This window comes from Caldalkalibacillus mannanilyticus JCM 10596 (genome assembly GCF_000615945.1).
Classification (GTDB): Bacteria; Bacillota; Bacilli; order Caldalkalibacillales; family JCM-10596; genus Bacillus_AT; species Bacillus_AT mannanilyticus.
The window spans coordinates 44,673-68,582 of the sequence record NZ_BAMO01000026.1; the positions used below are offsets into that span (position 1 = coordinate 44,673).

Here is a 23,910-nt window from a genome sequence, read left to right on the forward strand (position 1 = left end):
CCTCTTTTCATTAGAAGTCAGTTACACCTACTATTGTTTTCTCCATTGTTTTGGTTGGTACGTGCAGAAGGGTTCACTCTCCAGATAATCCCCTGTGACCGCATAGGCTCTGGCTCTGGAGCCGCCACAAATCTTATTAAATTCGCAGACACCACATTTCCCTTTGTACAGAGCTGGATTACGCAATTGCTGCATAACGGGAGAATAACGATAGATATCGGCTAATGATTGTTCTCTCACATTACCACATTTAATTGGGAGAAAGCCACTAGGATAGACATCTCCAATATGTGAGATAAAGACAAAGCCATTCCCATCGTTCACTCCTTTTGGGGCTCTACCTAGCCCATCATCTATACGGATCTTACCATAGTTTAGTGCATCTTGAAATACGGACGGCTGATCTCCCTTCGATCTTTTTTTATGCTGAATTAAGACACGTCTGTAATGCTGAGCAGCTGTTGTTTTAATATCGAAGGAAACCTTTGAACTTAGAACACTGAGCCATTGGAAGACGTTCTCATGCTCTTCTGGAGTAATCATATCATCTACTTGTCCTCTTCCGGTAGGGACTAAAAAGAAGACGCTCCACAACGCAACCTCAAATTCCTCCATTAATCTTGCCATGTTTTCTAAGTCATCCACATTATAGTGTGAAACTGTCGTATTAATTTGAAGGGGAATGTTCATTTCCTTTATATATTGAATCGCACGAAGAGTTAGTTCATATGAACCGCTTGTCCCTCGAAAAGCATCATGAATAGCGGGAGTAGATCCATCTAAGCTAAATGCCCATCTGGATAACCCTACACTTTTGGCTTTTTCTATTGCCTGCTTTGTCACCAAAGGGGTTGCACTAGGTGTCATAGAGAGGCGGAGACCTTTTTTATGAATAGCATATTCTGCAAGTTCATAGAGATCTGGCCTCATCAACGGATCTCCCCCAGTAAATACTAGTAATGGTGAATCCATTTCTGCAATTTGATCTATGAGTCCCTTCCCTTCTTCATGGGACAACTGTCTTGGATCAGGCTTTTTTTGAGCTTCTGCTCGACAATGAAGACAAGCAAGCTCACAAGCCTGGTAAGCTCCCAAATTACAATAAACGGATTCTTGTTATAATCCCTTGGTTGAAAAGGAGGTTTTCTATCCACAATTGAAGGCATATTATTCTCCTTTCTTGTCCGTGATAAGCCCATTATATTGAAGACCTAAAGTGATAACAGTGATCCTTATCACTTTTTCTCTATGGATCTCCTTTCCATTTAGATAGTTGAATAAACAGCTCCTCTCTTGTCCTCTCCACAATATACTGGATTAATTTCTTAGAAGCACCTGGAAAATGTATGCCCACGGTGACGGTCACTGTTTGCCGGAAAGCCGCACACCAAACAGAAGCTATTTCGATCGCTAATTCCCTTTCTTTATGACCAGGTAATTCATGAGCAGATAGCCTCTCTGTTTGCCCATCCCAATATGCGATCGCCACCGCTCCAATATGAGGCTTTGTTCCTCCGTATACGGAAATCAACCAATCTTCACCTATTTGCTTAATGTGATAGCTAATCATTCCACTGGTACTTCCTCTCACTTCTTGGTTTAAAAACTGATTGAACTGTAGCATATCCAACTATTTTTTAACTATGAAGAAACTCACATCAAAACATTTTAAAAACCGTCATGTAGAACAGCGTTGAAATAACTGTGAGAATGATTCCCCAATAAGGATGGCGATCATGAATTCTGATCAAGACAAACATATTTACTAGAAAGAAAACAGACCAACGGAAGCTCCAACCATGATAATAAGTGATGTTTCCATAGCGGAGTGCAATCCACTCTAAAACAGCGTATATTGCAATCCACCAAGCATAATGAAAGAGTTGTTTTTTTATTCCCTGTGGATAATTGTGAAGAAAAAGAAAGGCGGAGAAAGGATAAAGAAATAAAGCGTGAAACAAAATAAGACCCAAATCATCAAAAATAAAATCAGGTTTAATCTTCCATAAATAAAATCTTTCGTTGGCAATCACTTCATACAAAAACTTACAAACAGCCACATAAACCATTGTAGGGTAAAATAAATGAATATTTCTTATGTTTGACCGGAAATAGAGCGCTATGCCTAAAATGAATCCAAAACCTAAATGAATCATCCTCACCCCCTTCACCTATACTCCATTTTAATATATCCCTTTTTCAAAAAATTAAGAGCCACCTTTTTAATAAATAAAGTAGACTTCAACGATAAAAACAGGATAAATTCACTTGATCTAGGGAATTTTTAGAATAGGGATAGGATGGTGTAAAAATGAAAAATAGTGAAATAGTGAAAATTGAATTATTGTTTAAACAAATTCATGAAATAAATGTGATTCATAACACTCTATGGCTGGAGAATGTATTATTTTCTTGGCAGTGGTGGCTGGGTGTTGTCTTAACTCTTCTTCCTTGGGTTATATGGGGATTCTTTAGAAAAAAGGAAAGTACCATGCGTCTATTAACTGCTGGATTATTCATTATGGTTATTTCATTTTGGTTGGACTCCATTGGTGTTCAATTTGGGTTGTGGTACTATCAATATTCAGTCATTCCTTTTATACCGGCATTTGTCCCTTGGAATACTTCTCTCCTCCCTGTATTTGTTATGCTTCTCCTTCAGACAGAAAAATTGTCTACTCCTTTTTCCAAGGCTCTTCTCTTTTCTGCTTTTACCGCTTTTATTGCAGAACCATTTTTTGTTTGGGTACAATTATACGATCCAGTCAATTGGGAATTTTTTTATTCTTTTCCCATCTATATTGTTTTGTATTTTTTCGCTCACTTCCTCGCTACAAGACATACCTATCACAAGCTATGACCATTCAAAAAACCTAGAAATATAGAATATTTTTCCTTTACAGTGTTGTTTTTTTCTGGTATTCTAAATAAGAATTTATGATTCGAAAGGAGTGAGGGCTATGAAAAATGAAATGATCAACGCTAATGTAGTTACATATTGTCCTCACGGTGCCATCCTCTAATCTATTAGAAGTTAAGCCCTGAGGACATCCAATTCTCAGGGCTTTTTATTATGTCATTTTATTGTGATTTCATTTTAATTGCAATTTCATTCCATTCTAAGCCACTGATGTTTTTTCAGTGGTTTTTTTTAATGAAAACGGAGGAAAGATACATGAATATATTAGATTTAGGTTGGAATTCAGATTTACAAAATCACTTCACTCCTTATGAATCTCAAGGGTTTACTGTTGGACGTGTTGTAAAAGAACATAAACGAATCTATAGAGTGATGACAAACCAAGGTGAGATATTAGCAGAACTATCAGGAAAAATACGCTTTGAGAGTTCACGACGTGTGGAGCTCCCTGCCGTTGGGGATTGGGTCGTATTAAAAGCAAGTGGCGGACATGCATTAGTCCACGCGATTCTCCCCCGAAAAAGCAAATTTTCAAGAAAGGTGGCAGGAACAGTAACAGAAGAGCAACTTATTGCAACAAATATAGATACCGTTTTTTTAGTCAATGCCTTGAACCAAGATTTTAATCTACGAAGAATGGAACGCTACCTGCTCCTTACATGGGAAAGTGGGGCAACTCCGGTGATTGTGTTAAGTAAAGCGGACCTCTGTGAGAATATAGAGCAGAAGCTAAGCGAGATTCGCTCTATTGCCTATGAAGTCCCTATCTGCACCATTAGTGCGACAACGAATCAAGGGTTAGATTCACTTGCCTCTTACCTGACAAAGGGGCAAACCATTGCTCTCATTGGCTCATCTGGTGTAGGGAAATCTACTCTTGTTAATACCCTAGCGGGGCAAGAAATTCAACAGGTGAATGAAATACGTACTGAAGATGGTCGAGGTAAGCATACCACCACCTATAGAGAGCTCATTTTGCTCCCAAATGGGGCTGTTCTTATGGACACTCCTGGATGAGAGAGCTACAACTGCCGGCTACAGATGAAGGGCTACAGTCTACCTTTCATGATATTGAATTATTAGCTAGTCAGTGTTTCTTTCAGGATTGCAAACATCAAGGAGAACCTCGCTGCGCTGTAAAAATAGCGCTGGAGGAAGGAACACTCGACCCAAATCGTTTTCACAGCTTTCAAAAATTAGAAAAAGAGTTAGCCTATATTGAACAAAAAGAGAAGGAAAAGAACAGAAAAACCACGAAGAAACAAAAAAGACCTAAAATGTGAAGCCTCCAAAACGTTAGACAGGATCACATATCACAGCCAATCCTTTTCAAAGTAGTCTCTTCTACTCAACCAATAGCTAAAAAGAAAGATAAGAAAGTATATTGGAAAGGAGTAAAAAGGACTCCAGTGAATATCTCTGTATAATCCTATATATTGAAACAGAGGCTCACCAACAAATGCCGTGAAGGCTCCAAAAATGATGCCTTTGAGATAGGGTGAGGCATTCGGCTTATACTCAATCAACATCATAATAACGACAGGCAAAAGACTCCAATCATACGGCTCATAAGCTGGTACCCAGGGAATCAACTCATAGTAGTAGACCCATAATCCGAGTTGAACTCCACAAAAATCTAAAAAAGAGGATACCAGCATGACAGACAAACCAACAAACATCATTCTGTTCCTACTCCTCTTGTTATGAAAAAAAAACCATACAATCCAAGGAATAATGCTCAAAGCCACACTTAACCACCATAACGGGGTAAAGACTACACTATCTAGCCATAGTTGGATTAGTTCAGACTGTGTTTGATCTACTATTTTATATAGTTCATTGGTACGCTCTATGTACTTTTGATCCATCTTTCGTTCTCCTTCTAGATGTTCTTCTGTGAAAAGAGCTTGTATCATACAATAGCCAGTACTACAGAATCAATGCTTAGTATATAAATAATGCCAACGGATAACTGGAAAAATGAAAAAATAGAATATAGCTGAATACCATAATTTCCAACCTGTATACGTCAAATAACCAAAGTATACTGTTGTCCACTCAAAAAAGGTGGAAAATATTGCCCAGATAAACCAATAGGGGATAAACCTCGCATATGATTTAGGCATATAATTTAAAAAAAGAATAGCAAATAACGGGGCGGATAAAAGCTTAATAGTCAAGGCTCCTGGATGAATTTCGTTTGATCCACCAAAGTAATATAAACCTAAAACTTTATCAAGATAAAGGTCAACCACGATTTCTAGATAGGACATGCTAATCCATATCGTATAGATATCCTTTCTAAGCAGCCTTTTTGGGATAAACCAAACAATGATCAAAAGAAAAATGATAACCATTGTCATATAGAGCATCATACAGCAACTCCTTTCATTGGAGTCTATTCTTATAAATAGGTTTACCTAAAACACAAACCCTATGTACCATTTTTTAGTTTTATCCCGTTTAGTGATTAAAAGCACATCTTCCATCATAAATCCTTGATAGTATGTAGGTATGATTTCAACATACATTGTCTGGAGGAAAACAATATGGAACAAATGCATTGCGGCTTAATGGGAGATCCATCATTGAAGTTGTGCTTACCACTTCAGCAGTTGAAAGACGAACATATTCCTTTGAGAAAACAAATGGATGACTTGAAGATATTAGCAGATACTATCGGGGAAAATCCAGATACGGACGATTGGAGCGAAACCATTCTTTTTTTAGCGGAAAAGGTAAATCAGTTTACTAGCGAGCTTGAACCTCATTCAGATCGTGAAGAAGGCATTCTTTTTCCTATGATGTATAAATACATTGGTAGGGAATCCGGTCCTATTGCTGTTATGGAATACGAACATGATACAGCAAAAAACTATTTAAAAACGTTCAAAGACCAAGTATCTATTATTTCGGGAGCTGTGGAAAAAAATAAGGCGACAGAGCTTGCCAAGTTGGTTATCGAGGCTTACCATGTCCTGACAGATCATTTCATGAAGGAAGAAAACGTGTTATTTCCTATGGCGGAAAAATTCTTTTCTGATGCTGAGAAAGAAGAATTAGCACGTAAATTACAAACAAGCTGTAAAACGAAGTAAAAATATGTTAACAAACCAAAGATCATTAATCGTTTAGGAAATATTCTGGTCAGTTGAATAAAAACAATCAGCAAAAAACAGGTGGAGGGAAATCGGAACCCTCCACCTGTTTTACTAATAAAGTCCTCTTTTTTCCACGCTTCACTTCATTTCGCATTGTATTAAATGATTAACTACTTTTTCAAAATTGTTTTTTTATACCTCTATTCCTAAAGCATCTACCCATTCGATTCCTGTCCACCAAATTGGTTTATTAATAGTGGTATCAAAATATCTTTCACCGATATAATGAGGAGTAGGTCGATTAGCTGTCGTACCATGCCGATCTTTAAGACTGCTTTCAAATACATTATTTTTCATTGTATCTGTGTCATTCACTATGCTAGAGTATCTATTCGAACATTGAATGAAAGTGTTATCCTTGATAAAGCAACTGCTTAAGGTTCGAGAGCCAGGTCTCTTGATTCCCTCAAATGCGTTAATAATGCTGTTGTTCATGATATAATTCCCAATTCCATCCGATAATTCAATACCTATTGTACTAGTAGTTGTTCCGAATCGGATGACGTTTCCTATTATATTGGCGTTAGTACATCTATAAATCCCTACACTTCTCTCCTCGTCTAAAAATATTTCGTTATCTTTTACATCAAAGTCGTGACATGATACAATGCCATACTCTTTAACCATAATTCTATTTTCTTTTATTTTTCCTCTATATTTTGCCTCTCCTTTCCTCAGGGTAATTCCTCTACCAAACCCCTCAATCTTATTATTTTCTATTAAGGCAGAGTCATTACTATCAGAAAGAAATCTAATAGCGGCTTCCTTATTATCTGCTACCATTACATTTCCCGCTACCGTAACTTTTGTTGTCTTACTGTTAGCAGCAAGGTAGATGGCACTTGTCATCTCTGTTGACAATTCTTTGTTAAAGTTAAATAGATTTCTCTCTACTCTAAAACCATGAAGTTCACATTGCTGATCTCCATCCTTGGTAGAAATAAATATAGCCGATCCTCTCCTAGCTGCTCCAGTTTTGTTATCTCTAAAGATTACGTTTTCAATACGATCACCCGCGTTTGAAAACCGTAATTTAAAAATATTTGCTCCGTGATGTCTACCTTCAATATCGGCAGGAGTTCCAAGATAACAATTTTCAATTAGAATATCTCTTACATATCCTAATTCAGTCGTAGAAAAGTAGATTGGGTGATGACCAGTGTCGTAAATCTCGCAATTCCTAATTTTAATATTAAAGGCTCCTGCCCTACTAATCCCAGGCCCAACTGTGTTATGAATTCGGACATTCTCAATGATTACATTATTACGTGCTCCAATCCCACCGTACGTCTGATCATCTTTAAGCCCTCGTTCTTTACGCTTCTGATTCAAGGAAAGGTTTCTAATACTACTAGTTGATTCAGACGTGTTTTGTTCAAAACGAAGCATTGTACTATTCGAGTGTAATTCAACATCCTCTACATCCCATTCAATCATCGTTACATTTTTTCCTGATCCTACTAAGTGTCTATTAGGCTTTACGTTGATACTACTAGAAATCTTATAGTGACCTGCAGGAAAGAAAATAATCCCGCCAGTTTCCAAACTATCTATGGCTAGTTGAATGGCTCTTGTGTCATCTTTTTCTCCATCTCCATAAGCTCCATAATCTTTCACATTCAGTTGAACCTCATGCATTGATCTTTTATTCAGTGCTTCAGCATTATAAGAATCGTTGTTTGTCATGTTTTTCGTCCTTTCCATTATATATTTCAATTTTTTTTAAAAAAATCCACTATAAATAGAAAACCCCTACTGAACGTAGGGGCTAGTGTCTTAAATGTGGTACATATTCTTAAGCAATTATCTTTCTAATATTTATTGTAATAGTAGAATTAAGAGTAAATAGGAATATACTTCTTAACTCCATTTACCATTACCTCCATCCATTCTGATGGTGTACTTGATGTAGGATTAGAAGAAGGGGTTCCGACTACACTGGTGACCTCCATAGGGCTGTAAATCTTTGGTTGGAACGGACTTACAGATAAAGGAGCATATTCATAGTTGTATTTGTCTGCTCCGTTTTCAAAAATGTTAGAAGGTATTTCTCCGTAAATAACCAAGTCTCTAATATCAACATCGCCTTTCTTTGTCCCTACTTGATTTCCATTTATTCTTAGAACATTAGATTGATTTAATACTTGGGTATTAACATCTAACTGAACAGTTCTAGAAGACATAGATTTATCACCATATTTATTACCACCTTTCAAAGATTCTGAATAAAACTCTAGTCCAAAAAACAATTTTCCTTTATCTAGAAAGAAGTAAACGATATATTCTTTATTTTCCTCTATTTTATCTAATTTTAATGAGAGCTTTTCACTAACATTAACTCCCCTAAAATAACCAGACCAGCTTTGTGTACTTGCAAGATACTCTATCCATAGACCTCCCTTACTAATCGAAAAATCTTTGTTAATATCATTGAGTTTAACCCGAAATTTAATGAAAAAAGAATTAGTAAAATGTAGCCTTGGATCATTTTTTATTTCTACACATTCTCCATTACTACTAGAGAAACGCATCCACTTAAGATTTCTTTCATCAGTCACAACCGTAGGAGTTCCGATGATCTTTCCATCTAATTGAAAACCAGATAGATCAGGAGTAATCCCATTAATGATTCTATCTAAAGGCAGGATTAAACGATTATCCTCTCTTGGATCTATTTTAGCAATATCAGACCCTACTGTTGTTCTCCTATTATCATTTTCAACGATCGTTGTTTCCATAGGAAAACCTCTGTATCTAACTAACGTCTGGGTATAATCGGCTCTATTATGTGTTAAGACTACATGTCCTCCTTGAGAACTAATCAGCCATTTGCACGTTCCACTAATATCATAAATATAGGCAGTACTTTTTCTTTTTACTTCGAAACCATATATTGTATTAGAAACATCAATCCCTGTTAATTTTGCCGATGCACTATACAATCCTATTCCTGTGGTTACACCTTCTAAAAACCGGACATGCTCGACGGCAGCTTCTGAGCTACCCATAATTCCGATCCCGTACCCTTCATCCATATGCGGTGTGTTGCGGCAAATCGTAAAGCCTTCCATAAAAGGATCAGCTACTCCATGAGTAGGACAGACGTGAATACTTCCAATGAGTACATTTCCCGGATTCGTTTTGTTACCTATTAATTTCAAGTGTAAAGAACTTCCCTGAATACTTGTTGGATTAGTCGCTACATAAGAAGGAATCACTAAATCTTCATCAGAATAATCACCATCAGGAATTTCAATCCTATAATTATGTTTAAGAAAAAGAGGAATGGTGTCTAGAGCATCTTGAATCTTCGGAAAATCAACTCCTATTCTAATGGTTTTTGGTTCTTTAGAGATAAGTGGTCTCTTTTCATCATCCTGCGACATTGCCTGAACCCATTCTTCACTTACGTTATTCTTCTTGCTCAACTCGTTTATTTTATTTACACAATCCATAGCTTTTTTCTCTCCTTTTTATATTTTAAAATTGGAAAAACTCCAGCCATAAAGAAGGAGTTTTAGTCTATACATATTTGAGTTTTTTGATGCCCTTTGTTGTGGTAATTTTTAAACCCTCTGCACCATCATTTTCTGCCAGCTCAATTCCTTGAACCCCTTCACTCGTCATCACTTTTAATGGACTCTGTTCTCTAGCTACCAAGGATACCATCCTCGTTTCTTGTTCACGAATCCTTAAAGCGCTATTTCCTGTCCGATAAACTCCCTTTTTTCGGGTGTCGGTTGGATCAACATATTCAGGTTCTAGAATTCTTTTTTGGTAGACGGTTCGAGCTATCGCTTTTAAATAATCCTGATTATACACGTAGGCTCTTTCTTCGATCCAAAACAATGGCTTCGTAAACATTCTTCGATCAAAAATACTAAACATATTCACATATCCAGGCTGATACTTTCTAGACTCTGTTCCAGTACCAGCTACCGTATTGGCATATCCATCAAAGGGCAAGAATATGTTCTCTGTGTATGTTCTTGTAAAACGTTGCATATCTTCAAGGGTAAATATTTCTCCTAATTGGTATACGGAAAAAATACCCTCTAAATCCAGCTTTGCATAATGAGAAGTAACTAAATTTGGATATCCCTCCCACGCCCAATACTTCCATAGATATAAGTTTTTAGTAGAATCTAATTCAATCCTATCCTTAAAATATTTTGCATATTTTCGGATGATAGATAAATAGCGTTTGTCTTCTGTAATCTGGTATAAAAGAACAAGCACACCTACAAACTCCCAGCATTTGTTATACGGAATTGGAGCATTGCTTGGGGAAGAAAAGCGTTCTGCACTCCCCACAAATATCCCTGTTTCTCCAAAATCTCTCCAAAAAACCTTGATATAATGATCTACCGCCTCTCTTACGATTTTCACGTAGTCACTAGATTTATGAGCATAATAAGAAGACAGTTGCTGATCCTTAGTTATTTTCACAACCTCCAACATACTTTTACACAGTAGCCCTACCGTTTCGAAAAGATAATCAAGTGAATTAGCAATCAGCCTTCTACCTCTAGGAGGGGGGTTATCATTTGGAGAAAGAGCTCCTGGTTTTAATACTGTAATTCGAATGTTTCCATCGTCGCTAATAACGCCCTCTCTATTAAGTGAGAGATGATCATATTCTCTGTAAAAATGACTACGTTGCTGGTTTTCCACAATAATTTTAAAGGTACCTGGAGTGCTACCCTCCGCAATTTCTAAGTAAGTACTATCGTTTCTCATTCGAAGTGGAGGCTGGGCTCCACCCGTCCAGTCTCCATAGGCTAATACTGATAATACATCTTCTCCAGCTACATTCTGAAGCTTTTCTTCAGCAAATCCATATCTGTTCCCTCCAGCCCAGATTGGAGGGGATTCACCATTATGCAGCTTTCTTCCTAATTTGTCTTCACGTAAACGTATGACTTTATCAATTTGATCTATGGCTCTGTTAAGGTACAACGGGTCATCTGTCGCTTTGTACATTAGAATTTCGGCATCTAATACTGGACCGACCGCCCAGGCAATTGTGCTACGATGAGGTAATTTGTCTAGAGCGGAATACCAATTTTTCTTATGATAATAGTAATCAAAAAACGCTCGTTCAAAAGCTCTCATAAACCAGCCCTCCTTAGATCACAGTGTCAACAATTTCTGGCTTGTACTTCAAATAAGCAATATCCAATACAAAATCGGAAAAATGACTATTGGATAATTTGCCTATACTTAAACGATTGCTAGTAAATGACGTTGAATAAAGCTTAGCCGTTAAAACAGGAATGGGATTATGGTTCATATATACTTTTAGGTTTCTATTGGCATCCGTAATAAATCTAAATGTATGCCACTCTCCACAACTCTCTAATGAAATGGTATTCTTTTGATGATCTTCAATGAGAATAGGAGATTTAATCATGTTTTCATTATTGTCCCCGACATGAATTCTCAGATCGTTGGTCGATGATGGTGACCGAAATGAAAACATCCCACCTTGATCCCCAGTCTTTAGATATCCTTGTAAAAGGGCAACAACTCCAGAGGTACAAGATTGTACTCTTACTTTGATCTCGATAGTTGCTCCGCCGGAATCTAGATTATACTCATTACCTTGATTCTTACTAATGGTACAATCTGCTGGGGTTCCTAAATGTCTATCGTTTTGCTCAAAACGTAAATATTTCATCCCATCTCCATCATCTAAATTGTGGGTTAAACTACCGCTATTTCTTAAGTTCTGTGAAAAATAAGTAGTTGGCTGGCTACCATCGTAATCATCAATACCTGTAAAGGATTCCAGAACTCCAGCCCCAACTCGGTAGAAAATCTTATTTTCACTAATTTCCTGTTGATGATTTTTGGCAACAATTCTAATATCGTAGCCTGCTCCTAAAGTAAGTTCATGAACAACAGTTAATGTTAAAGGCTCACGTAAGCTATCTGTTGCTCGCAGAGTCCATTCATGCATATCCATAGGCGATGTATAAACATCATACTCATCAACTTCATCAGGATGTGTAGCAGCCTGTATCCTGATTCCTCCAACAACGGATTCTACCTTACCTTCAAATAATGGAAGTGTAACAGTTATCGGATCATCTGGAGGATGATCTAGATCTTCCTCCTCATTCCTTACTAACCAAATACGTCCCAATTCTGGATTGGTAGGATCAGCATCTAAAACTTCTATTTTACTCAAAATCGAACTCATTTTCTCCACATTGATCTTCCCCTTCCCAAGAATCCTCTTTGTTCTAAACTTTTATTTTGAACTCAGCAATTAGTTAGACCCATACTTCTTATGATATCTATAAAGAATGGTCATTAATTGCTCACGACTCAATGGGTCCCTTGGGGTGTTTCCATCTGTCAGCTTCTCTCTAATAGCCCATTGCCACGCTTCTACCGCCCAGGATGAAACCGCTTGTTCTTGTGCAGCTTGTCCTATTTGTTCATTTAACCTATTTCTTACTTGAACCTTGAAGCTTTCCCATGCGTTCCATGTTCCTTCTCCATACATCAGGCGAGGACAAACTTTTTTTGACCAATCCCAATGCCGTCGAAGACGCTCTATTCCCCAGCCTCTTTCTTTCAGCATCTTGGCTACTAATTGAACCGCATGTTCAATGTTTTTGGTATAGTCACCACTCTCGCAAATTTCAATGCTAATCGATTTCATGTTTCCATCCCCTCTTCCATCACCAGCATGCCATGCCACTTCATGAAGAGGAATACATTCGATTGCCTCCTGCGCATCTACTACAATATGAAAAGAGGCTTGACGCTGATTTGTTGGATTCGTCAGCCAGCCTCTCTCATTTCTAGCTGTAGAACGAGGATTTCCTGTGTTATGAATGGTAATCGTCGTGGGATTCATCCCGATTCCAGATCTTCTCTTATTGGGAGTGTTTAGAGGGATATGATCAACAATGTATTTCATTGTTGATCCCCTTTCCCTCTCAGCACTTGGACAGCATTCTTCACTGCTGGTGGAATCGGAACTCCGATTCTCCCAGCATTTTCTGTAATGCTTAATAATTCATTCGCCAAATAAAAAAAGATAGCTGCATCTCGAATGAAATGACTATCTCCCAATGTTGAATCAATCACATGAGCCACCGCCACGATGGCAAATATTCCGATTTTTTTAGCGACACCCTTGTATCCTACCATGCTGTTTAGTGCTCCCTCAATCCAGCTAGCAAGTATCCCCGATAAATAGTCTATGATCACAAAGAACAGCAAGGCATTCAACAAACCATTCCACCCCCCAAATAAAAAGCTGAGTACACTCCCCATAAACATTATGATGATTTTAAATATGTTTTCCACTTGTTCACCATCTCTCTAACAAAAAATTTACATCTAAGGTTTCTTTAACATTTGTTTGACATCCGCTTTCCAACGCTGTGGCACATCATTAAGTGTTTTTAAACCTTTTCTAATTAGATCAAAATAGATTTTAGCCACTTTGACCACCTCCTGCAAGTAGTTCAGCTAGTTCTGCAATCGCTAGCTGTATTTCTATTTTTTCGATCTTATATGATTCTTCCATTTCTGTTATTGCATGCTTTAATTCCTCATTTTCTCTTCTGAATTCTTCGAGTTTCTCTTCTTTTGTTTTGTGATCCGGGTCCTTGGCAACATTAAATCCAGTTGGCGTGACATCAACTTTCCACATCAAATGTCACCTCGCCATTTCTGATGTTTTCATTTACTGTACGTACTGTGTAGGTTCCTGATTCAGCTTCAAAATTTATTGTTGCTACCCCATCTGATGGAGTTGCCTCAACCGTTTGCCTCTCGAATTCAAATTTAATTGGATCGGAAAAAGCAGGAACAGGGTTGCCCAAGTAGTCGTAAACTCTAGCTGTTACTTGTCCATTTGCGTAAGAAAGGCTAATGTGTTTATCCATATCGTAAAATTCTACTATAGATGAGGAGTTCGTCTGTCTAACTCTATAGATATAAAGAGAGGATTCGTTTTCTGTTAGATCGAAGTTTAGTCTCTTATATTCCATCACGTTTTGATTCCTCCTCTATAATAATATCCAAATGAAAGTGCAGAACTTGATGCAGTGTTTTCGATTTCCATCTTTATACTATGTTTGAAAAAGATAGGCTGTGTTGCAATAATTACCCCATGCTGTGCTCCAGTTATACTTCCAGGAGTATAAGGCAGAGGCATCAAATATGGATATTCTCTCCTACTTGGAATATTCGAACCTCCATTAGAATTCCCATGCCTTAAACTTAAAAATGAACTATAAAATACGTTATCTGGCTGAGGTACGAGGAAGCCTCCAGTAACTAAATCCATTGTTGTAACTCCATCAACCGTCATGATCAATCTAGCTTGCGTCCCTCCTCCACATGAGTAAGTAGAAATATATCCCTCTCCATCTACTTCTAATAAAGTCATTCTTGCTTGCGGAACCATACTTGACGTAACAGCTTCCTTCGTCAGTATTGTATACTCGCTCCAATCCGTTCCCCCTCTTCCTTCTTCAGCAAAAATCATACCTAATACATCCAACTAAGCCACCTCCTTAGTAACGGAATTAATAGATAAGTTTGCATCACGCTCTATTGTATAAGTGATTCTTTTTCCGTTAGCAACTATTTCAACCTTTGAAATTTTTCTCATGATTCCTCGCTCTATAGAGATGGTTGCCACAGTGTTTGCTCCATCTCTAACCAACACTGTTTCAATTTTTCCGTAGGCATTTCTGATTATACTCACGTTCCTCGTATCAACATTAAGCAACAATGACTTTATCTCAGTAATATCACTGTCCTCTTCACCAAGCACATCCTTCACAGCTCCCTCATACTGTGTCTGCATATGATTAAGCCTGTTCGCAGATATCCCTGGTGCTTGCCCATTTACAAAAGTAATTGGATCATATGGCATCTTATTACCTCCTGCTCAAAGTATCCGTTCGAACAAACTGGATACTTTCTAAATTTGTTTTGTCACGATTCCAGAGAATCCGGCTAATCATGATTCCCGAGTTCGCCTCGTCAGTCGCTGGACCAGCAAAAATACCTATCTCCCGAATTGAAAAGACTGCTTCGTTATCCAAAACGATGGCAGTTGATTGAGTTTTGCCAATTCCAGTAGGTTTTTGATCCACAAAAACGGTTCTAAATCGTTCATTTCCCAGTTGAGTCTGGTTATCTTCAAGAGGGAGATCGGAATCCCCCAGTGCAAAATACTTCAGCTGCAAGTCATTTCTTTCTCCCAGAAAAGCATCTCGGATCATATTTAGACCTGCATCTGTAATTCGGTTCTTAAGCTGTTCATGTGAACGTGTCCCGTCTTTGTAGATCGTCATAATTTCATACTCGCCTAACCAGCCATTTCTTTCTCTATTCTTCATTTCATCCCTCCTAACAAGGCAGTACCTGCTCACTAGGAAATAAGCTGTCACTTGGAACATGGCAAGCATAGACCGTTCCTTCCGCTTCTTCTACCCATGCTTGCTGCTCAAGTGTTGTATTCAGCAGAACCAATACCTCGTTTTCTCTAATAACCAGCTTCTTATTTTCATTTAATAATGATTTGAAAAATTGCTCCCATCCCCCTAGAGCGGAGCCATCAAGGCATTTTATATTATATTGTGTCAACCCTTTATCATCTCTGGCTGTCACTGATTCAATAAGAAAAGAATCCTCTAGATTATGCTGATGATGGTGAATCGAAAGCAATTGTCCTGCCTTCAGTCCGCCATGATAGGTAGAAAAGGTAATAATTCGCGGGATCATCCCATACTTATCTAGCTTCCCTGTGGCAAAATCAAAAGCAGAAGCTCTCGTATCTAGCTTCTGCTCTTCAATGACGTCCTCGTAAACGCCTGTTCCACCTTCTAGCTCTTTTCGTTTGGCTATTTCCTCAGGATTTTCAGCGACAACTAAAATAGGGTATAACCCTCTATAGGAAATTTCTAAAACTTGATTATTGAGCGGTTCTTCACTGTTATCCTGTGTGATCGTATTGGAATTATAGGAGAAGTAAAACTTTTTGTTTTGATCTACTCCATTAGCTCCAATATCCTCAGGATCAACCTCCACACCATCTATAAAGATTCTAGGCTTCTTCGCTACAGGCAGACGTAAAATAAAGGTTTGAGATACTCCATCAGGACGCGGAGTAGGTTTTTCTAATGGAATTTCACCAGTAATATCTAATCCAGCTCTAACATACTGTCTGTTTCGATATTGACCTCTCGTTTTTTTCACCTGCAATCCTTTATAGTTAAAGGAGGTATCACTCAGGGAATAGGGCGCTTGATAGGTTTCTCTACTAAAAAAATGAAGCTTTTTCTCGTGATCAATGAACCAATTATACCCTGTGATTTCAGATAGATAATTCATAGCGACATTCCCGTTATCATAGTTAAAAACAGCCTTAGAGATCAATGGACCATCCTGGATGGTGCCTTCCGTAATTCCTTCTTCATGGAAAAAGCCATAGATGATAGACTTCACCATGTCACCAGCCAGCCTATTCTCAAAAGCTGTGAATACCACTCGCTTGTCAATCAATTGCGAATAGTCGACACAGGATACAGCAACATATCGATCACCATCACCATACTCCGTTGTACTCTCAATGCTCCCTGCAAAAATGATAGCCTGATGGTCAAGAACGGTCACCTCCATCCCTACTGTCAGCTCCATTTTGGGTTCATATACAGTAAAACTGCAAGTCGTTCGTTCATTAATTCGATCATTGATGGAGAGCGAGTTTTTGAGTACTGTGACAGGCTGATCGTTAATATAATAGGTCCGATTGCTGTGTATCATTTTCTCACTCCCATTTCAAAACGCTCCATGATTCGATCCATTAAGCGGTCTACTCCATAATCATCCATGATCATAGCTCCTTCAAAGGCTCCTCTATCAATAACAACTGATGGGCTTGCTACGGCTCCTCCACTCATCTGAGGTTTCATAGAACCAATCGTAGCATTCATCACATGCTCTACCTCTGGTTTCATAGATTTCACACCATCTAGGAAGCCATCTATCATATTGGCTCCCCATTCGACAATATGACGCCCCTCTCCTTTTTCAGCCGGAGAGTTAAAACCGATATACTGCTTTGCTTGATTAATAACTTCACCAACAGCATCTGCCACTCTCGAAGCCATTGCCTTGATCCCATCAATAAAGCCTTGAATCATATTTTTTCCCCATTGCACAGCGTCATCCTTAAGCCTTGTGAACCATCCGGCAATCATCTCACCTACGGTAGAAAAAGCAACAAGAATCGGTCCTACAAATACGAGGATTAGACCAACTATTGCCTCCCACATTCCATTCCAGATACTCAATAACCCTTTTCCTAGCTTATCCAGATCCCCTGTAATTAAAGAGCAAACGGAAGAGATGATCCCTTGAACAATTTTCAAGGCTCCTTGAATAGTTAATTTTATTCCTTCAAAGACCACTCTTGTCGCATTCATAATGAACTCACCAAATAGATCCCACGTCAATTTAGCAAGTGTCACGAAATTTTCAATAATTGAGCCAATAGCTTCGAATACACTGATGAAAATTTCTTGAAACAACGGCATTTGTGCCATAGCCCAATCAAATATTTCCTTAAAAATAGGCAGAAGGTGCTCCTGAAATACTCCTACAGCCTGCTGCACAATCTGCGAAATAAAGTCAAATACTTGTGTAACTACCTGTTCTATCTGAGGCATATTCTCCACAACCCAAGCTAAGAGCTGAGAGAAGATAGGCAATACATACTCCTGCAAAATACTAGCAACTTGATTAACCACGATAGCGATATAATCAAAAGCTTTACCAATAAGCTCCTGAATTTGGGGCATATTCTCTAAAACCCAATCTAATAGGCTCTGTAAGATAGGTAGAAAGGCGGTTCCAAGCTTCAACATGACGGCTTCTACTGCCATTTGTACCTGATCAAAGGCTTCAGCAAATTGAAGATTCGCCGCAATGGCATCTTCAGACATCACGAGCCCTAGCTCATGTGCTTTTTGACTTAATTGATCCAAGCCTTCTGTTCCCTGATCAAACAAAGGAAAAAGCTCATTGGCACTATCCCCAAACAATTCGAAGGCAAGAGCATTTCGCTCCACTTCATTTTCCATTCCAGCTAGGTGTTGAACCGCTTCATCCCACACCTGCCCTGCTGTTTTCATGCTTCCGTTGCCATCATCTAAGGATATTTGCATCTCTTTAAAAATAGAGCTAGCTTTTGAGGTTTCATCACTCGCTGCATTCATGACCATTTTCAGATTATCTGTCGATCCTTGCACAGCATCAAAATCTACTTGCACCTGACTGGTCACAAATTTTAGCTCCTGTAGCCGTTCCCTAGATATGCTAGTACTTTGGCTCATCTTATCTATATCACTCGCTGCTTGAGAGCTCTTTTGAGCGAGCTCAAACATCGTTTGCCCAGCGCTAACCACAGCAGTTCCTAGTTGAACAGCCATCCCTGCTGCTGCCGTCATGAATCCTAATGCCTTACCCCCAACTCCTGCTAAACCAGAACCAAAATTGGATGCGCTTGAGATCAATTCCCCTAGCTTCGATTTCGTTCCATCGGTCTTCTGATTGATCTCATCTAAGCTTTTGGTGACCGCTTTGTTATTAATAGACAAAGAGCCGAAGAGTTGAATTAAATTGACTAAACCCATCGCATGATTGCCAAAATTGGCTAAACTAACTCCAAACTTTGCTGCTTTGGAGATTACAGCGTCTAGCTTCGATTTTGTACCTTCTGCTTTCTGGTTAACGTCATCTAAGTTTTTTTTCGCCTCCTTATTATCGATAAAAATCGATCCAACCAGTGAAAAAAGTTTCAATTCTCTCACCACCTCTCTTTTAAAAAATAAAAAGCACTCATGAAGAGCGCTTTTTCATCATCTTTAATATCGACTCGGCATCCTGTAAGATTTCTTCTTCAGAACGTCGATCTCGATCTCCCTTCTTCTTCGGTTTCAATTTTTCATAGTAAGCAGGGAACGATATAAAATTGCTCTGATCCATCCCTTGTATTTCAACAAGCCATCTTTCCCAAGCTTTTTCTTCGCTTCTCTTTTCGAACGCTCGAACGACCAAATCAATACCTATATCTAGAGGTAAAGACATAATAAAAGAGATATCAGAATACCTGTGAAGCAGGAGATCCAATACCTCTATTTCATCGATTTGGAGACAACTTTCAAAAAACTTTGTAGCCCTGGAATTTCACTGAACTCTTTGATCACTTCAGCTGTTTGTTCTAAGTCAAGCTGCTTAAATTCTTCCATACTCATTTCTTTTAAATCCGCTAAGAAAGCAGTAACCTCTTCCTCTGCATCTCCTAAATTCTCTAAAAATTTCATAATAATATCTAAGCCTACTGATTCTTGCGAAGAATCTTCTAAAATTTCAGGTCGAATCTTCATTTTCTTCAAAATACGCGAAACCTTAAATACATCTGGAAATGTTAGTTTACGCATTATTCACTGTCCTCCTTAGGCCAGTAAATTTTGAATGGCGCTTGACCTAATTCTACATTGTTCTGATCATAATGACCCATGAATTTAATTGGTACAACTGCCTCTGCGGCATCTTCCGTCTTCAGCTTAAGTCCTTCCATACTGATCGCATTTTCAATCACAATCACGACTGGCTTACCTGATCCACTTAAACGTCCTACAAAGGCAATATTATCTAGATAATCATCTAGCTCAATTTTTCCCTTTGATGTAATAATGTCATACGCTGTACTTGAATCTGTATCCACTTGAGCTCCTGCAATAGCCAAAGCAATATTTCTTGCTGTAAGCTCTTTAAGGTTCACGGTTAATGTAGGCTCCTCTGCATCAATGACAGTGTTTCCCTTGCCTCTTCCTTTTAAGCCATCCACCTCAATAGCACGAGTCAACTGAGCAATTTCTAGCTCATTCCCCCACTTGTTGCCCCTAACAGCTCTCCAGCAAAATCATCTGTTGCTTCATTGTATTGAAGATTCATATAAATAGCACCTGCATCTAATAAATAACGTTTAGAACTATTTGCCGTATATCCTGTCGTTTGTAAAGTCATTTCTTCATCTCTCCTTCATCTTCACATGTTTTTTATTTTAAAAGTTGCAAATAAAAAATCCTTCTCCGTCACTTTCGTTACCGCCTCCTTCCACAAGTCAAAACAATGCATCTCTCATGCTTTCACCCCCATTCAAGCCTTCATCCTGTGCCTTCGAAAGCAGTTTCAGTTTTGCCTAGTTTAGAGCCATACGACAGGGCAAGATCATAGCCTTTCCGCATTTTTTCTCACGAAAAAACCGCCCAACAAAGTGGCCGGTTACGTCAGTGAATCGATTGATTTTTATTTGCTAACCTAAGTATATCTTTTATTTATTTCTTTTGCATTTATTCAGACCTTTCGGACATTATGGACATGTCTGACGTTCGAGCATCTTATCGACCATGTCGTTCTTCAAGCGCTGAATATGCCGAGTCGAAAGCCCCATATGCTTCGCGATAGCTGTAAAACTTAAACCATCAAGAATACATTCTAAAATGGTCTTTTCTCTTTCATCTGTAATCAATTCTACACGTTCCTGAATAAAAAGAACTTTTTTTTCGAGCTTGTCCAATCTCTTCCACTTACGTTCTCTTCTCGCCACTTCCTGACCTACAGAGTCGGTATACATTCCTTTTCCTTTAGGCAGTGCACTCTCTAGCCCATACTTTTGTACCATTCTTTCCCCGGCATCTCCTAAGTTTTCCTTCAAACGGCTGATTTCTCTAATCATCCACGGATAATCTCTCAAAGCCAATTCAAATTCTTCTCTCTCCATGCTCTCACCTCTTCTCTTTAGTAAAGCCGTTTTCCTTGACACACCTTAAAAACGGACAGACTTGACGATGAACCAACCACACACAGCCTTGACAATGATCATTGATTACTTTTTTCTTCATTTCTTATCCCTCCAAAATAAAAGAACACCAACGAACAGCCATGGCATGCTGTCAATTGGTGTCCTGCGGTTTTCGCTCAGACAACTTATATTTTTGTACTTATTTTTGTTTCCACTCGATCCACTTTTCCGGCAAAAGATATAATCTCTGTTGTTCCGTAATTTGGTAGGTCAATCAATATCACTTTGCCATCTTTCACTAGATACATACGATGATTTTCTAATGCATCAATCTCAACTTTTGACGTATTTGGATTTACTTTTACCTCTGTAACCATCATATCCTTCTCTCCTTTTCTCTAAGGGTGATGCAGGTTTCCAAACCCAACTTTTCGTTGTTAAAACCATTATACCCAACATTTAATTGTTTGTATAGTGTTTTTCTCTAACTTTTTGTTGTTTTTCAGTATTCTTGTTTCAATACCCAACAAATTGTTGTATACTAATAGTAGCAATATTGAATGAGGTGCTCTCATGGAAAAGCTAAAAGAAAGATTACGACAACTTAGAAAAAGTAATCATCTAACACAAAAAGAAATTGCCACATTTTTAGGTATTTCTGAAAGTGCGTACGGGTATTACGAACAGGGTCGAAACGAACCATCCATTGAGACATTAAAGAAATTAGCGGATAAATATAACGTTTCTTTCTCTTATATCTCTGGGGAATCAGATGATCCTAACGCTTCCTCTATCTTTCCAGAATATTTAAATGATCCTGAAATCAACATCTTTTTCAAAGACTATCTATCTGCACCACAGGAAAAGCAAGAAGAGTTAAGACGGTTTTGGGAGTTTATTAAAAACCAAGAAAAAAATCGTATGCCTGGGGATAAGCAAGGTGAATAGTTATTCTTCAGTGAAAATCTGCCCATCATGGGCTTTTCTTTTCACCACAAAAGAGAACATATATTCTCATTAAAGGAGGCTACCATTCATCATGTTCCATTACAACACAACACTTTTAGAAGATTATATACAGAATTTATACCAAGAGCTCGGTATTCACTCCCCTTGTCAGATCGATATGTATGATATTGCAGAGAAATTAAATATCTGGATCTATTTTATGGATATGGGAAGTAAGGCTATTTACCGAGGAGAGATGAAAAGCATGCTCATTGACCAACGCCTCTCCCCACCAGAGCAATGGCAAGATTTTGGTCATGAGCTATGTCATTTGATCAGACAAGCTGGTGTACAGACTTATATGCCTGAAAGTATTTTGTATTTCCAAGAAACGAAAGCAGATCATTTTATGTATGAATTTTGTGTCCCCTCGTTTATGTTGATCGATTGTTCATTGCCGGATCAAAGGACAGCCGCATTACAATATGTTGCAGAAACTTTTAATGTAACCAAAAAATTTGCAGAACTACGATTAAAACAAATAGAAAAAAGAATGTTTGCCTCTCAGCTCAACTACCAATTTACAACCGCTATCGAAGCAGAAAATCAATTCATTAGAGAAATGGGATGCGATTATGTTATCAGAGGACGTCAAGGTTCCGCTCTATATAGCACACAAAAAGGATTACTATCTGTAATTAAATACAAGGAGAATTACTGATGAAAAAACTAATTCCAATTGTAGGCAAAGGGTATACGGAGAACTTCTTTGAAGTAAACATGTCTGATGATGATTTAATGAACCAACTCCACCTAGAGGTTGATGCCAATCATTTTGCCACTATAGCATTTGAATTAAACGATAATGGACTGGCGGAGTGGGGGCTAGAGTTCGGTGACTATCTTCTTTTTTGTTCCTCAGCTGAATCGATCCGAGATAAATTAATTTTAGTGAGATCGGAGGAAAAAGTGATAATCAGACAAGCGCGATGTATCACTCCTGATATCTCGATCCTGAGTACCCCAGGAGATCTTTTTCCTCCACTCACTATTCCATCAGAAAATATAAGAATCATTGCTGTGTTAAGTGGTGTGATTAAACCGTATGAAGGTTTGAATATTGTTAGGGTTGGTGATTTGGTTTAATTTTTTCTTCCTTACTAAATAGGAATCGTTCGTATCCAACATTCAATCTCTTGTACTTCTTCCTGGGGCAATCCTGTTCCCCTATATTCTGTATATATCCCAAGGTTCTGAGTGTTTCGCATAACGATGCTAAATGGCGGAACACTCCCTGATAATGGGATTAACTTAATCGGCATGACATCCGTGGTTGGTTCATTAGATGGATTACTCGGCGGGGAATAACGGAATTCTTTTGCCTCATTTGAATCGTTCGTAAATCTAACGAACATTCTATTCTCTACTGGATCATAACCATACTCGAAATTCATATGGAAATGGTAGATCCCTAACGTATTCTTGACTTTATACTCGACTATGATTTTCTTGCTTCGAACCTCTGGGTAATAGGCTCCAAACACATTGTGAAACGTACGTTTTACCGTTCCTGATTCAATCGCTTTCCCAATGATTTTATAGTTAATATTTTTAGATCCGATTCCAATTGGCGACCTCTTATCGGTAATAGTACCATCTGATCTGTAGATGCAGTTACTAATGGTTACTGAACTGGAGTCCAGTGCAAAAGTATCAATATCAATAACCATATTAGACTTCCCTAGAACAGTATTATTTGTTACAGCCACTTCCTTTGCTCTATAGCTTTGATTGATGTTTCCCGATGTTACTACAAGATGGTTGTTACTTACATTAACACTCGAACGAAACCCAAACTCCAGATTCTCTTCGGGATTAGAAGGGATCCTTTCTCTTAGCAGATTTACACTGTATACATCTGAGTCATTTCCTTTTCTGGTAAAGGAATTATGACTAATGTCAATAAAAGCATCCCTGTAGTCCACGCCGTCTAGAAAGCGAGTGTGACATAGTATCCCTGACATCAAGGCACC

The 23,910-nt window shown here is 38.3% G+C and carries 30 protein-coding genes and 2 pseudogenes; 6 read left to right on the forward strand and 26 right to left on the reverse strand.

The genetic code is table 11. The features are described from left to right. Positions 1–30: 30 nt before the first annotated feature. The 3 genes and pseudogenes from JCM10596_RS25695 to JCM10596_RS14425 form a co-directional block, all read right to left on the reverse strand. Positions 31–1,166 (reverse strand): annotated as a pseudogene (locus tag JCM10596_RS25695) (TIGR04053 family radical SAM/SPASM domain-containing protein). Positions 1,167–1,246: 80 nt separating this feature from the next. Continuing rightward, a complete protein-coding gene (gene lpdD / locus JCM10596_RS14420) occupies positions 1,247–1,570 on the reverse strand; it encodes a prenylated flavin chaperone LpdD (RefSeq protein WP_025027740.1) in 324 nt (107 codons plus the stop codon). Positions 1,571–1,658: 88 nt separating this feature from the next. Beyond that, the gene (locus JCM10596_RS14425; protein WP_025027741.1) at positions 1,659–2,156 is read right to left on the reverse strand and encodes a CBO0543 family protein; all 498 of its coding nucleotides are present in this window, start codon (positions 2,154–2,156) and stop codon (positions 1,659–1,661) included. A 155-nt stretch (positions 2,157–2,311) separates the two neighbouring features. On the opposite strand from JCM10596_RS14425, the gene JCM10596_RS14430 reads away from it, so the two are divergent. Together JCM10596_RS14430 and rsgA are read left to right on the forward strand one after the other, a co-directional pair. Continuing rightward, the gene (locus JCM10596_RS14430) at positions 2,312–2,860 is read left to right on the forward strand and encodes a CBO0543 family protein (RefSeq protein ID WP_025027742.1); all 549 of its coding nucleotides are present in this window, start codon (positions 2,312–2,314) and stop codon (positions 2,858–2,860) included. Between the two features lie 315 nt (positions 2,861–3,175). After that, positions 3,176–4,203, forward strand: a pseudogene (gene rsgA, locus JCM10596_RS25700) (ribosome small subunit-dependent GTPase A). A gap of 30 nt (positions 4,204–4,233) precedes the next feature. Here rsgA and JCM10596_RS25705 read toward each other — a convergent pair. Both JCM10596_RS25705 and JCM10596_RS14445 read right to left on the reverse strand, forming a co-directional pair. Next, positions 4,234–4,788 (reverse strand): CBO0543 family protein, encoded by a 555-nt coding sequence (locus JCM10596_RS25705; protein WP_025027743.1) that lies wholly within the window; start codon positions 4,786–4,788, stop codon positions 4,234–4,236. A gap of 69 nt (positions 4,789–4,857) precedes the next feature. Further along, positions 4,858–5,295, reverse strand: a complete 438-nt coding sequence (locus tag JCM10596_RS14445) for a hypothetical protein (RefSeq protein ID WP_025027744.1) — start codon at positions 5,293–5,295, stop codon at positions 4,858–4,860. Positions 5,296–5,469: 174 nt separating this feature from the next. Here JCM10596_RS14445 and JCM10596_RS14450 point away from each other — a divergent pair, with 174 nt between their 5' ends. Further along, positions 5,470–6,018 (forward strand): hemerythrin domain-containing protein, encoded by a 549-nt coding sequence (locus tag JCM10596_RS14450; RefSeq protein ID WP_369345645.1) that lies wholly within the window; start codon positions 5,470–5,472, stop codon positions 6,016–6,018. Positions 6,019–6,213: 195 nt separating this feature from the next. On the opposite strand, the gene JCM10596_RS14455 is transcribed toward JCM10596_RS14450, so the two are convergent. The 20 genes from JCM10596_RS14455 to JCM10596_RS14550 form a co-directional block, all read right to left on the reverse strand. Continuing rightward, the gene (locus JCM10596_RS14455; protein WP_025027746.1) at positions 6,214–7,767 is read right to left on the reverse strand and encodes a right-handed parallel beta-helix repeat-containing protein; all 1,554 of its coding nucleotides are present in this window, start codon (positions 7,765–7,767) and stop codon (positions 6,214–6,216) included. Positions 7,768–7,916: 149 nt separating this feature from the next. After that, complete coding sequence (locus JCM10596_RS14460; RefSeq protein ID WP_025027747.1) at positions 7,917–9,536, reverse strand: hypothetical protein; 1,620 nt, start codon at positions 9,534–9,536, stop codon at positions 7,917–7,919. A gap of 67 nt (positions 9,537–9,603) precedes the next feature. Next, a complete protein-coding gene (locus JCM10596_RS14465) occupies positions 9,604–11,196 on the reverse strand; it encodes a hypothetical protein (RefSeq protein ID WP_025027748.1) in 1,593 nt (530 codons plus the stop codon). Between the two features lie 13 nt (positions 11,197–11,209). After that, positions 11,210–12,295, reverse strand: a complete 1,086-nt coding sequence (locus JCM10596_RS14470; protein WP_025027749.1) for a hypothetical protein — start codon at positions 12,293–12,295, stop codon at positions 11,210–11,212. A 60-nt stretch (positions 12,296–12,355) separates the two neighbouring features. After that, positions 12,356–13,015 carry a peptidoglycan recognition protein family protein gene (locus tag JCM10596_RS14475; protein WP_025027750.1) on the reverse strand — a complete coding sequence of 220 codons (660 nt, stop codon included), beginning with the start codon at positions 13,013–13,015 and terminating at the stop codon, positions 12,356–12,358. Then, positions 13,012–13,407 (reverse strand): phage holin family protein, encoded by a 396-nt coding sequence (locus JCM10596_RS14480; RefSeq protein ID WP_025027751.1) that lies wholly within the window; start codon positions 13,405–13,407, stop codon positions 13,012–13,014. Before JCM10596_RS14480 ends, JCM10596_RS14475 begins: the two co-directional genes overlap by 4 nt. Before the next feature lie 33 nt (positions 13,408–13,440). Continuing rightward, positions 13,441–13,545 (reverse strand): CD1375 family protein, encoded by a 105-nt coding sequence (locus JCM10596_RS29790; protein WP_199900143.1) that lies wholly within the window; start codon positions 13,543–13,545, stop codon positions 13,441–13,443. Continuing rightward, positions 13,538–13,756: a hypothetical protein gene (locus JCM10596_RS14490; protein WP_025027752.1), complete on the reverse strand. Its 219-nt coding sequence runs from the start codon at positions 13,754–13,756 to the stop codon at positions 13,538–13,540. Before JCM10596_RS14490 ends, JCM10596_RS29790 begins: the two co-directional genes overlap by 8 nt. Beyond that, positions 13,743–14,096, reverse strand: a complete 354-nt coding sequence (locus JCM10596_RS14495; RefSeq protein WP_025027753.1) for a hypothetical protein — start codon at positions 14,094–14,096, stop codon at positions 13,743–13,745. Before JCM10596_RS14495 ends, JCM10596_RS14490 begins: the two co-directional genes overlap by 14 nt. Next, positions 14,096–14,611: a hypothetical protein gene (locus JCM10596_RS14500; RefSeq protein WP_025027754.1), complete on the reverse strand. Its 516-nt coding sequence runs from the start codon at positions 14,609–14,611 to the stop codon at positions 14,096–14,098. The genes JCM10596_RS14495 and JCM10596_RS14500 overlap by 1 nt, the downstream gene beginning before the upstream one ends. Beyond that, complete coding sequence (locus JCM10596_RS14505; protein ID WP_025027755.1) at positions 14,612–14,989, reverse strand: hypothetical protein; 378 nt, start codon at positions 14,987–14,989, stop codon at positions 14,612–14,614. A 4-nt stretch (positions 14,990–14,993) separates the two neighbouring features. Further along, positions 14,994–15,458, reverse strand: a complete 465-nt coding sequence (locus JCM10596_RS14510) for a phage tail protein (protein WP_025027756.1) — start codon at positions 15,456–15,458, stop codon at positions 14,994–14,996. 10 nt (positions 15,459–15,468) lie between these two features. Then, the gene (locus JCM10596_RS14515) at positions 15,469–16,884 is read right to left on the reverse strand and encodes a hypothetical protein (RefSeq protein ID WP_025027757.1); all 1,416 of its coding nucleotides are present in this window, start codon (positions 16,882–16,884) and stop codon (positions 15,469–15,471) included. Beyond that, positions 16,881–18,923: a phage tail protein gene (locus JCM10596_RS14520; protein WP_025027758.1), complete on the reverse strand. Its 2,043-nt coding sequence runs from the start codon at positions 18,921–18,923 to the stop codon at positions 16,881–16,883. The genes JCM10596_RS14515 and JCM10596_RS14520 overlap by 4 nt, the downstream gene beginning before the upstream one ends. A 37-nt stretch (positions 18,924–18,960) precedes the next feature. Further along, on the reverse strand, positions 18,961–19,251 hold the full coding sequence (locus JCM10596_RS14525) for a hypothetical protein (protein ID WP_025027759.1): 291 nt from the start codon (positions 19,249–19,251) through the stop codon (positions 18,961–18,963). A gap of 5 nt (positions 19,252–19,256) precedes the next feature. Continuing rightward, complete coding sequence (locus JCM10596_RS14530) at positions 19,257–19,562, reverse strand: hypothetical protein (RefSeq protein WP_025027760.1); 306 nt, start codon at positions 19,560–19,562, stop codon at positions 19,257–19,259. Further along, positions 19,562–19,990, reverse strand: coding sequence for a hypothetical protein (locus tag JCM10596_RS25710; RefSeq protein ID WP_051541330.1), 429 nt, complete (start codon positions 19,988–19,990; stop codon positions 19,562–19,564). Before JCM10596_RS25710 ends, JCM10596_RS14530 begins: the two co-directional genes overlap by 1 nt. Before the next feature lie 11 nt (positions 19,991–20,001). Beyond that, positions 20,002–20,151, reverse strand: a complete 150-nt coding sequence (locus JCM10596_RS29565; RefSeq protein ID WP_159102360.1) for a hypothetical protein — start codon at positions 20,149–20,151, stop codon at positions 20,002–20,004. A gap of 346 nt (positions 20,152–20,497) precedes the next feature. After that, positions 20,498–20,908: a helix-turn-helix domain-containing protein gene (locus JCM10596_RS14540; RefSeq protein WP_025027761.1), complete on the reverse strand. Its 411-nt coding sequence runs from the start codon at positions 20,906–20,908 to the stop codon at positions 20,498–20,500. Positions 20,909–21,114: 206 nt separating this feature from the next. Next, positions 21,115–21,309, reverse strand: coding sequence for an XtrA/YqaO family protein (locus JCM10596_RS14550; protein ID WP_025027762.1), 195 nt, complete (start codon positions 21,307–21,309; stop codon positions 21,115–21,117). A 193-nt stretch (positions 21,310–21,502) separates the two neighbouring features. Here JCM10596_RS14550 and JCM10596_RS14555 point away from each other — a divergent pair, with 193 nt between their 5' ends. The 3 genes from JCM10596_RS14555 (at position 21,503) to JCM10596_RS14565 (ending at position 23,023) form a co-directional block, all read left to right on the forward strand. Further along, entirely contained in the window at positions 21,503–21,877 is a 375-nt protein-coding gene (locus JCM10596_RS14555) for a helix-turn-helix domain-containing protein (protein WP_025027763.1), read from the forward strand. Between the two features lie 91 nt (positions 21,878–21,968). Beyond that, positions 21,969–22,598, forward strand: a complete 630-nt coding sequence (locus tag JCM10596_RS25715) for an ImmA/IrrE family metallo-endopeptidase (RefSeq protein ID WP_025027764.1) — start codon at positions 21,969–21,971, stop codon at positions 22,596–22,598. Then, positions 22,598–23,023 (forward strand): hypothetical protein, encoded by a 426-nt coding sequence (locus tag JCM10596_RS14565; RefSeq protein ID WP_025027765.1) that lies wholly within the window; start codon positions 22,598–22,600, stop codon positions 23,021–23,023. The genes JCM10596_RS25715 and JCM10596_RS14565 overlap by 1 nt, the downstream gene beginning before the upstream one ends. 14 nt (positions 23,024–23,037) lie before the next feature. Here JCM10596_RS14565 and JCM10596_RS14570 read toward each other — a convergent pair whose 3' ends face one another. Next, positions 23,038–23,901 carry a hypothetical protein gene (locus JCM10596_RS14570; protein ID WP_025027766.1) on the reverse strand — a complete coding sequence of 288 codons (864 nt, stop codon included), beginning with the start codon at positions 23,899–23,901 and terminating at the stop codon, positions 23,038–23,040. Positions 23,902–23,910: the final 9 nt, after the last annotated feature.

Coding starts and splice junctions, on each gene's coding strand:
- JCM10596_RS14445 (WP_025027744.1), bottom strand. CDS start 5,295: ATGATGCTCTATATGACAATGGTTATCATTTTTCTTTTGATCATTGTT.
- JCM10596_RS25705 (WP_025027743.1), bottom strand. CDS start 4,788: ATGGATCAAAAGTACATAGAGCGTACCAATGAACTATATAAAATAGTA.
- lpdD (WP_025027740.1), bottom strand. CDS start 1,570: ATGATTAGCTATCACATTAAGCAAATAGGTGAAGATTGGTTGATTTCC.
- JCM10596_RS14455 (WP_025027746.1), bottom strand. CDS start 7,767: ATGACAAACAACGATTCTTATAATGCTGAAGCACTGAATAAAAGATCA.
- JCM10596_RS14515 (WP_025027757.1), bottom strand. CDS start 16,884: ATGATACACAGCAATCGGACCTATTATATTAACGATCAGCCTGTCACA.
- JCM10596_RS14425 (WP_025027741.1), bottom strand. CDS start 2,156: ATGATTCATTTAGGTTTTGGATTCATTTTAGGCATAGCGCTCTATTTC.
- JCM10596_RS14430 (WP_025027742.1), top strand. CDS start 2,312: ATGAAAAATAGTGAAATAGTGAAAATTGAATTATTGTTTAAACAAATT.
- JCM10596_RS14550 (WP_025027762.1), bottom strand. CDS start 21,309: ATGATGGTTACAGAGGTAAAAGTAAATCCAAATACGTCAAAAGTTGAG.
- JCM10596_RS25715 (WP_025027764.1), top strand. CDS start 21,969: ATGTTCCATTACAACACAACACTTTTAGAAGATTATATACAGAATTTA.
- JCM10596_RS14505 (WP_025027755.1), bottom strand. CDS start 14,989: ATGCCATATGATCCAATTACTTTTGTAAATGGGCAAGCACCAGGGATA.
- JCM10596_RS14530 (WP_025027760.1), bottom strand. CDS start 19,562: ATGCGTAAACTAACATTTCCAGATGTATTTAAGGTTTCGCGTATTTTG.
- JCM10596_RS14565 (WP_025027765.1), top strand. CDS start 22,598: ATGAAAAAACTAATTCCAATTGTAGGCAAAGGGTATACGGAGAACTTC.
- JCM10596_RS14460 (WP_025027747.1), bottom strand. CDS start 9,536: ATGGATTGTGTAAATAAAATAAACGAGTTGAGCAAGAAGAATAACGTA.
- JCM10596_RS14475 (WP_025027750.1), bottom strand. CDS start 13,015: ATGAAATACATTGTTGATCATATCCCTCTAAACACTCCCAATAAGAGA.
- JCM10596_RS29565 (WP_159102360.1), bottom strand. CDS start 20,151: ATGACTTTACAAACGACAGGATATACGGCAAATAGTTCTAAACGTTAT.
- JCM10596_RS14490 (WP_025027752.1), bottom strand. CDS start 13,756: ATGTGGAAAGTTGATGTCACGCCAACTGGATTTAATGTTGCCAAGGAC.
- JCM10596_RS14540 (WP_025027761.1), bottom strand. CDS start 20,908: ATGGAGAGAGAAGAATTTGAATTGGCTTTGAGAGATTATCCGTGGATG.
- JCM10596_RS14570 (WP_025027766.1), bottom strand. CDS start 23,901: ATGTCAGGGATACTATGTCACACTCGCTTTCTAGACGGCGTGGACTAC.
- JCM10596_RS14510 (WP_025027756.1), bottom strand. CDS start 15,458: ATGAAGAATAGAGAAAGAAATGGCTGGTTAGGCGAGTATGAAATTATG.
- JCM10596_RS14450 (WP_369345645.1), top strand. CDS start 5,470: ATGGAACAAATGCATTGCGGCTTAATGGGAGATCCATCATTGAAGTTG.
- JCM10596_RS14495 (WP_025027753.1), bottom strand. CDS start 14,096: ATGGAATATAAGAGACTAAACTTCGATCTAACAGAAAACGAATCCTCT.
- JCM10596_RS14555 (WP_025027763.1), top strand. CDS start 21,503: ATGGAAAAGCTAAAAGAAAGATTACGACAACTTAGAAAAAGTAATCAT.
- JCM10596_RS14465 (WP_025027748.1), bottom strand. CDS start 11,196: ATGAGAGCTTTTGAACGAGCGTTTTTTGATTACTATTATCATAAGAAA.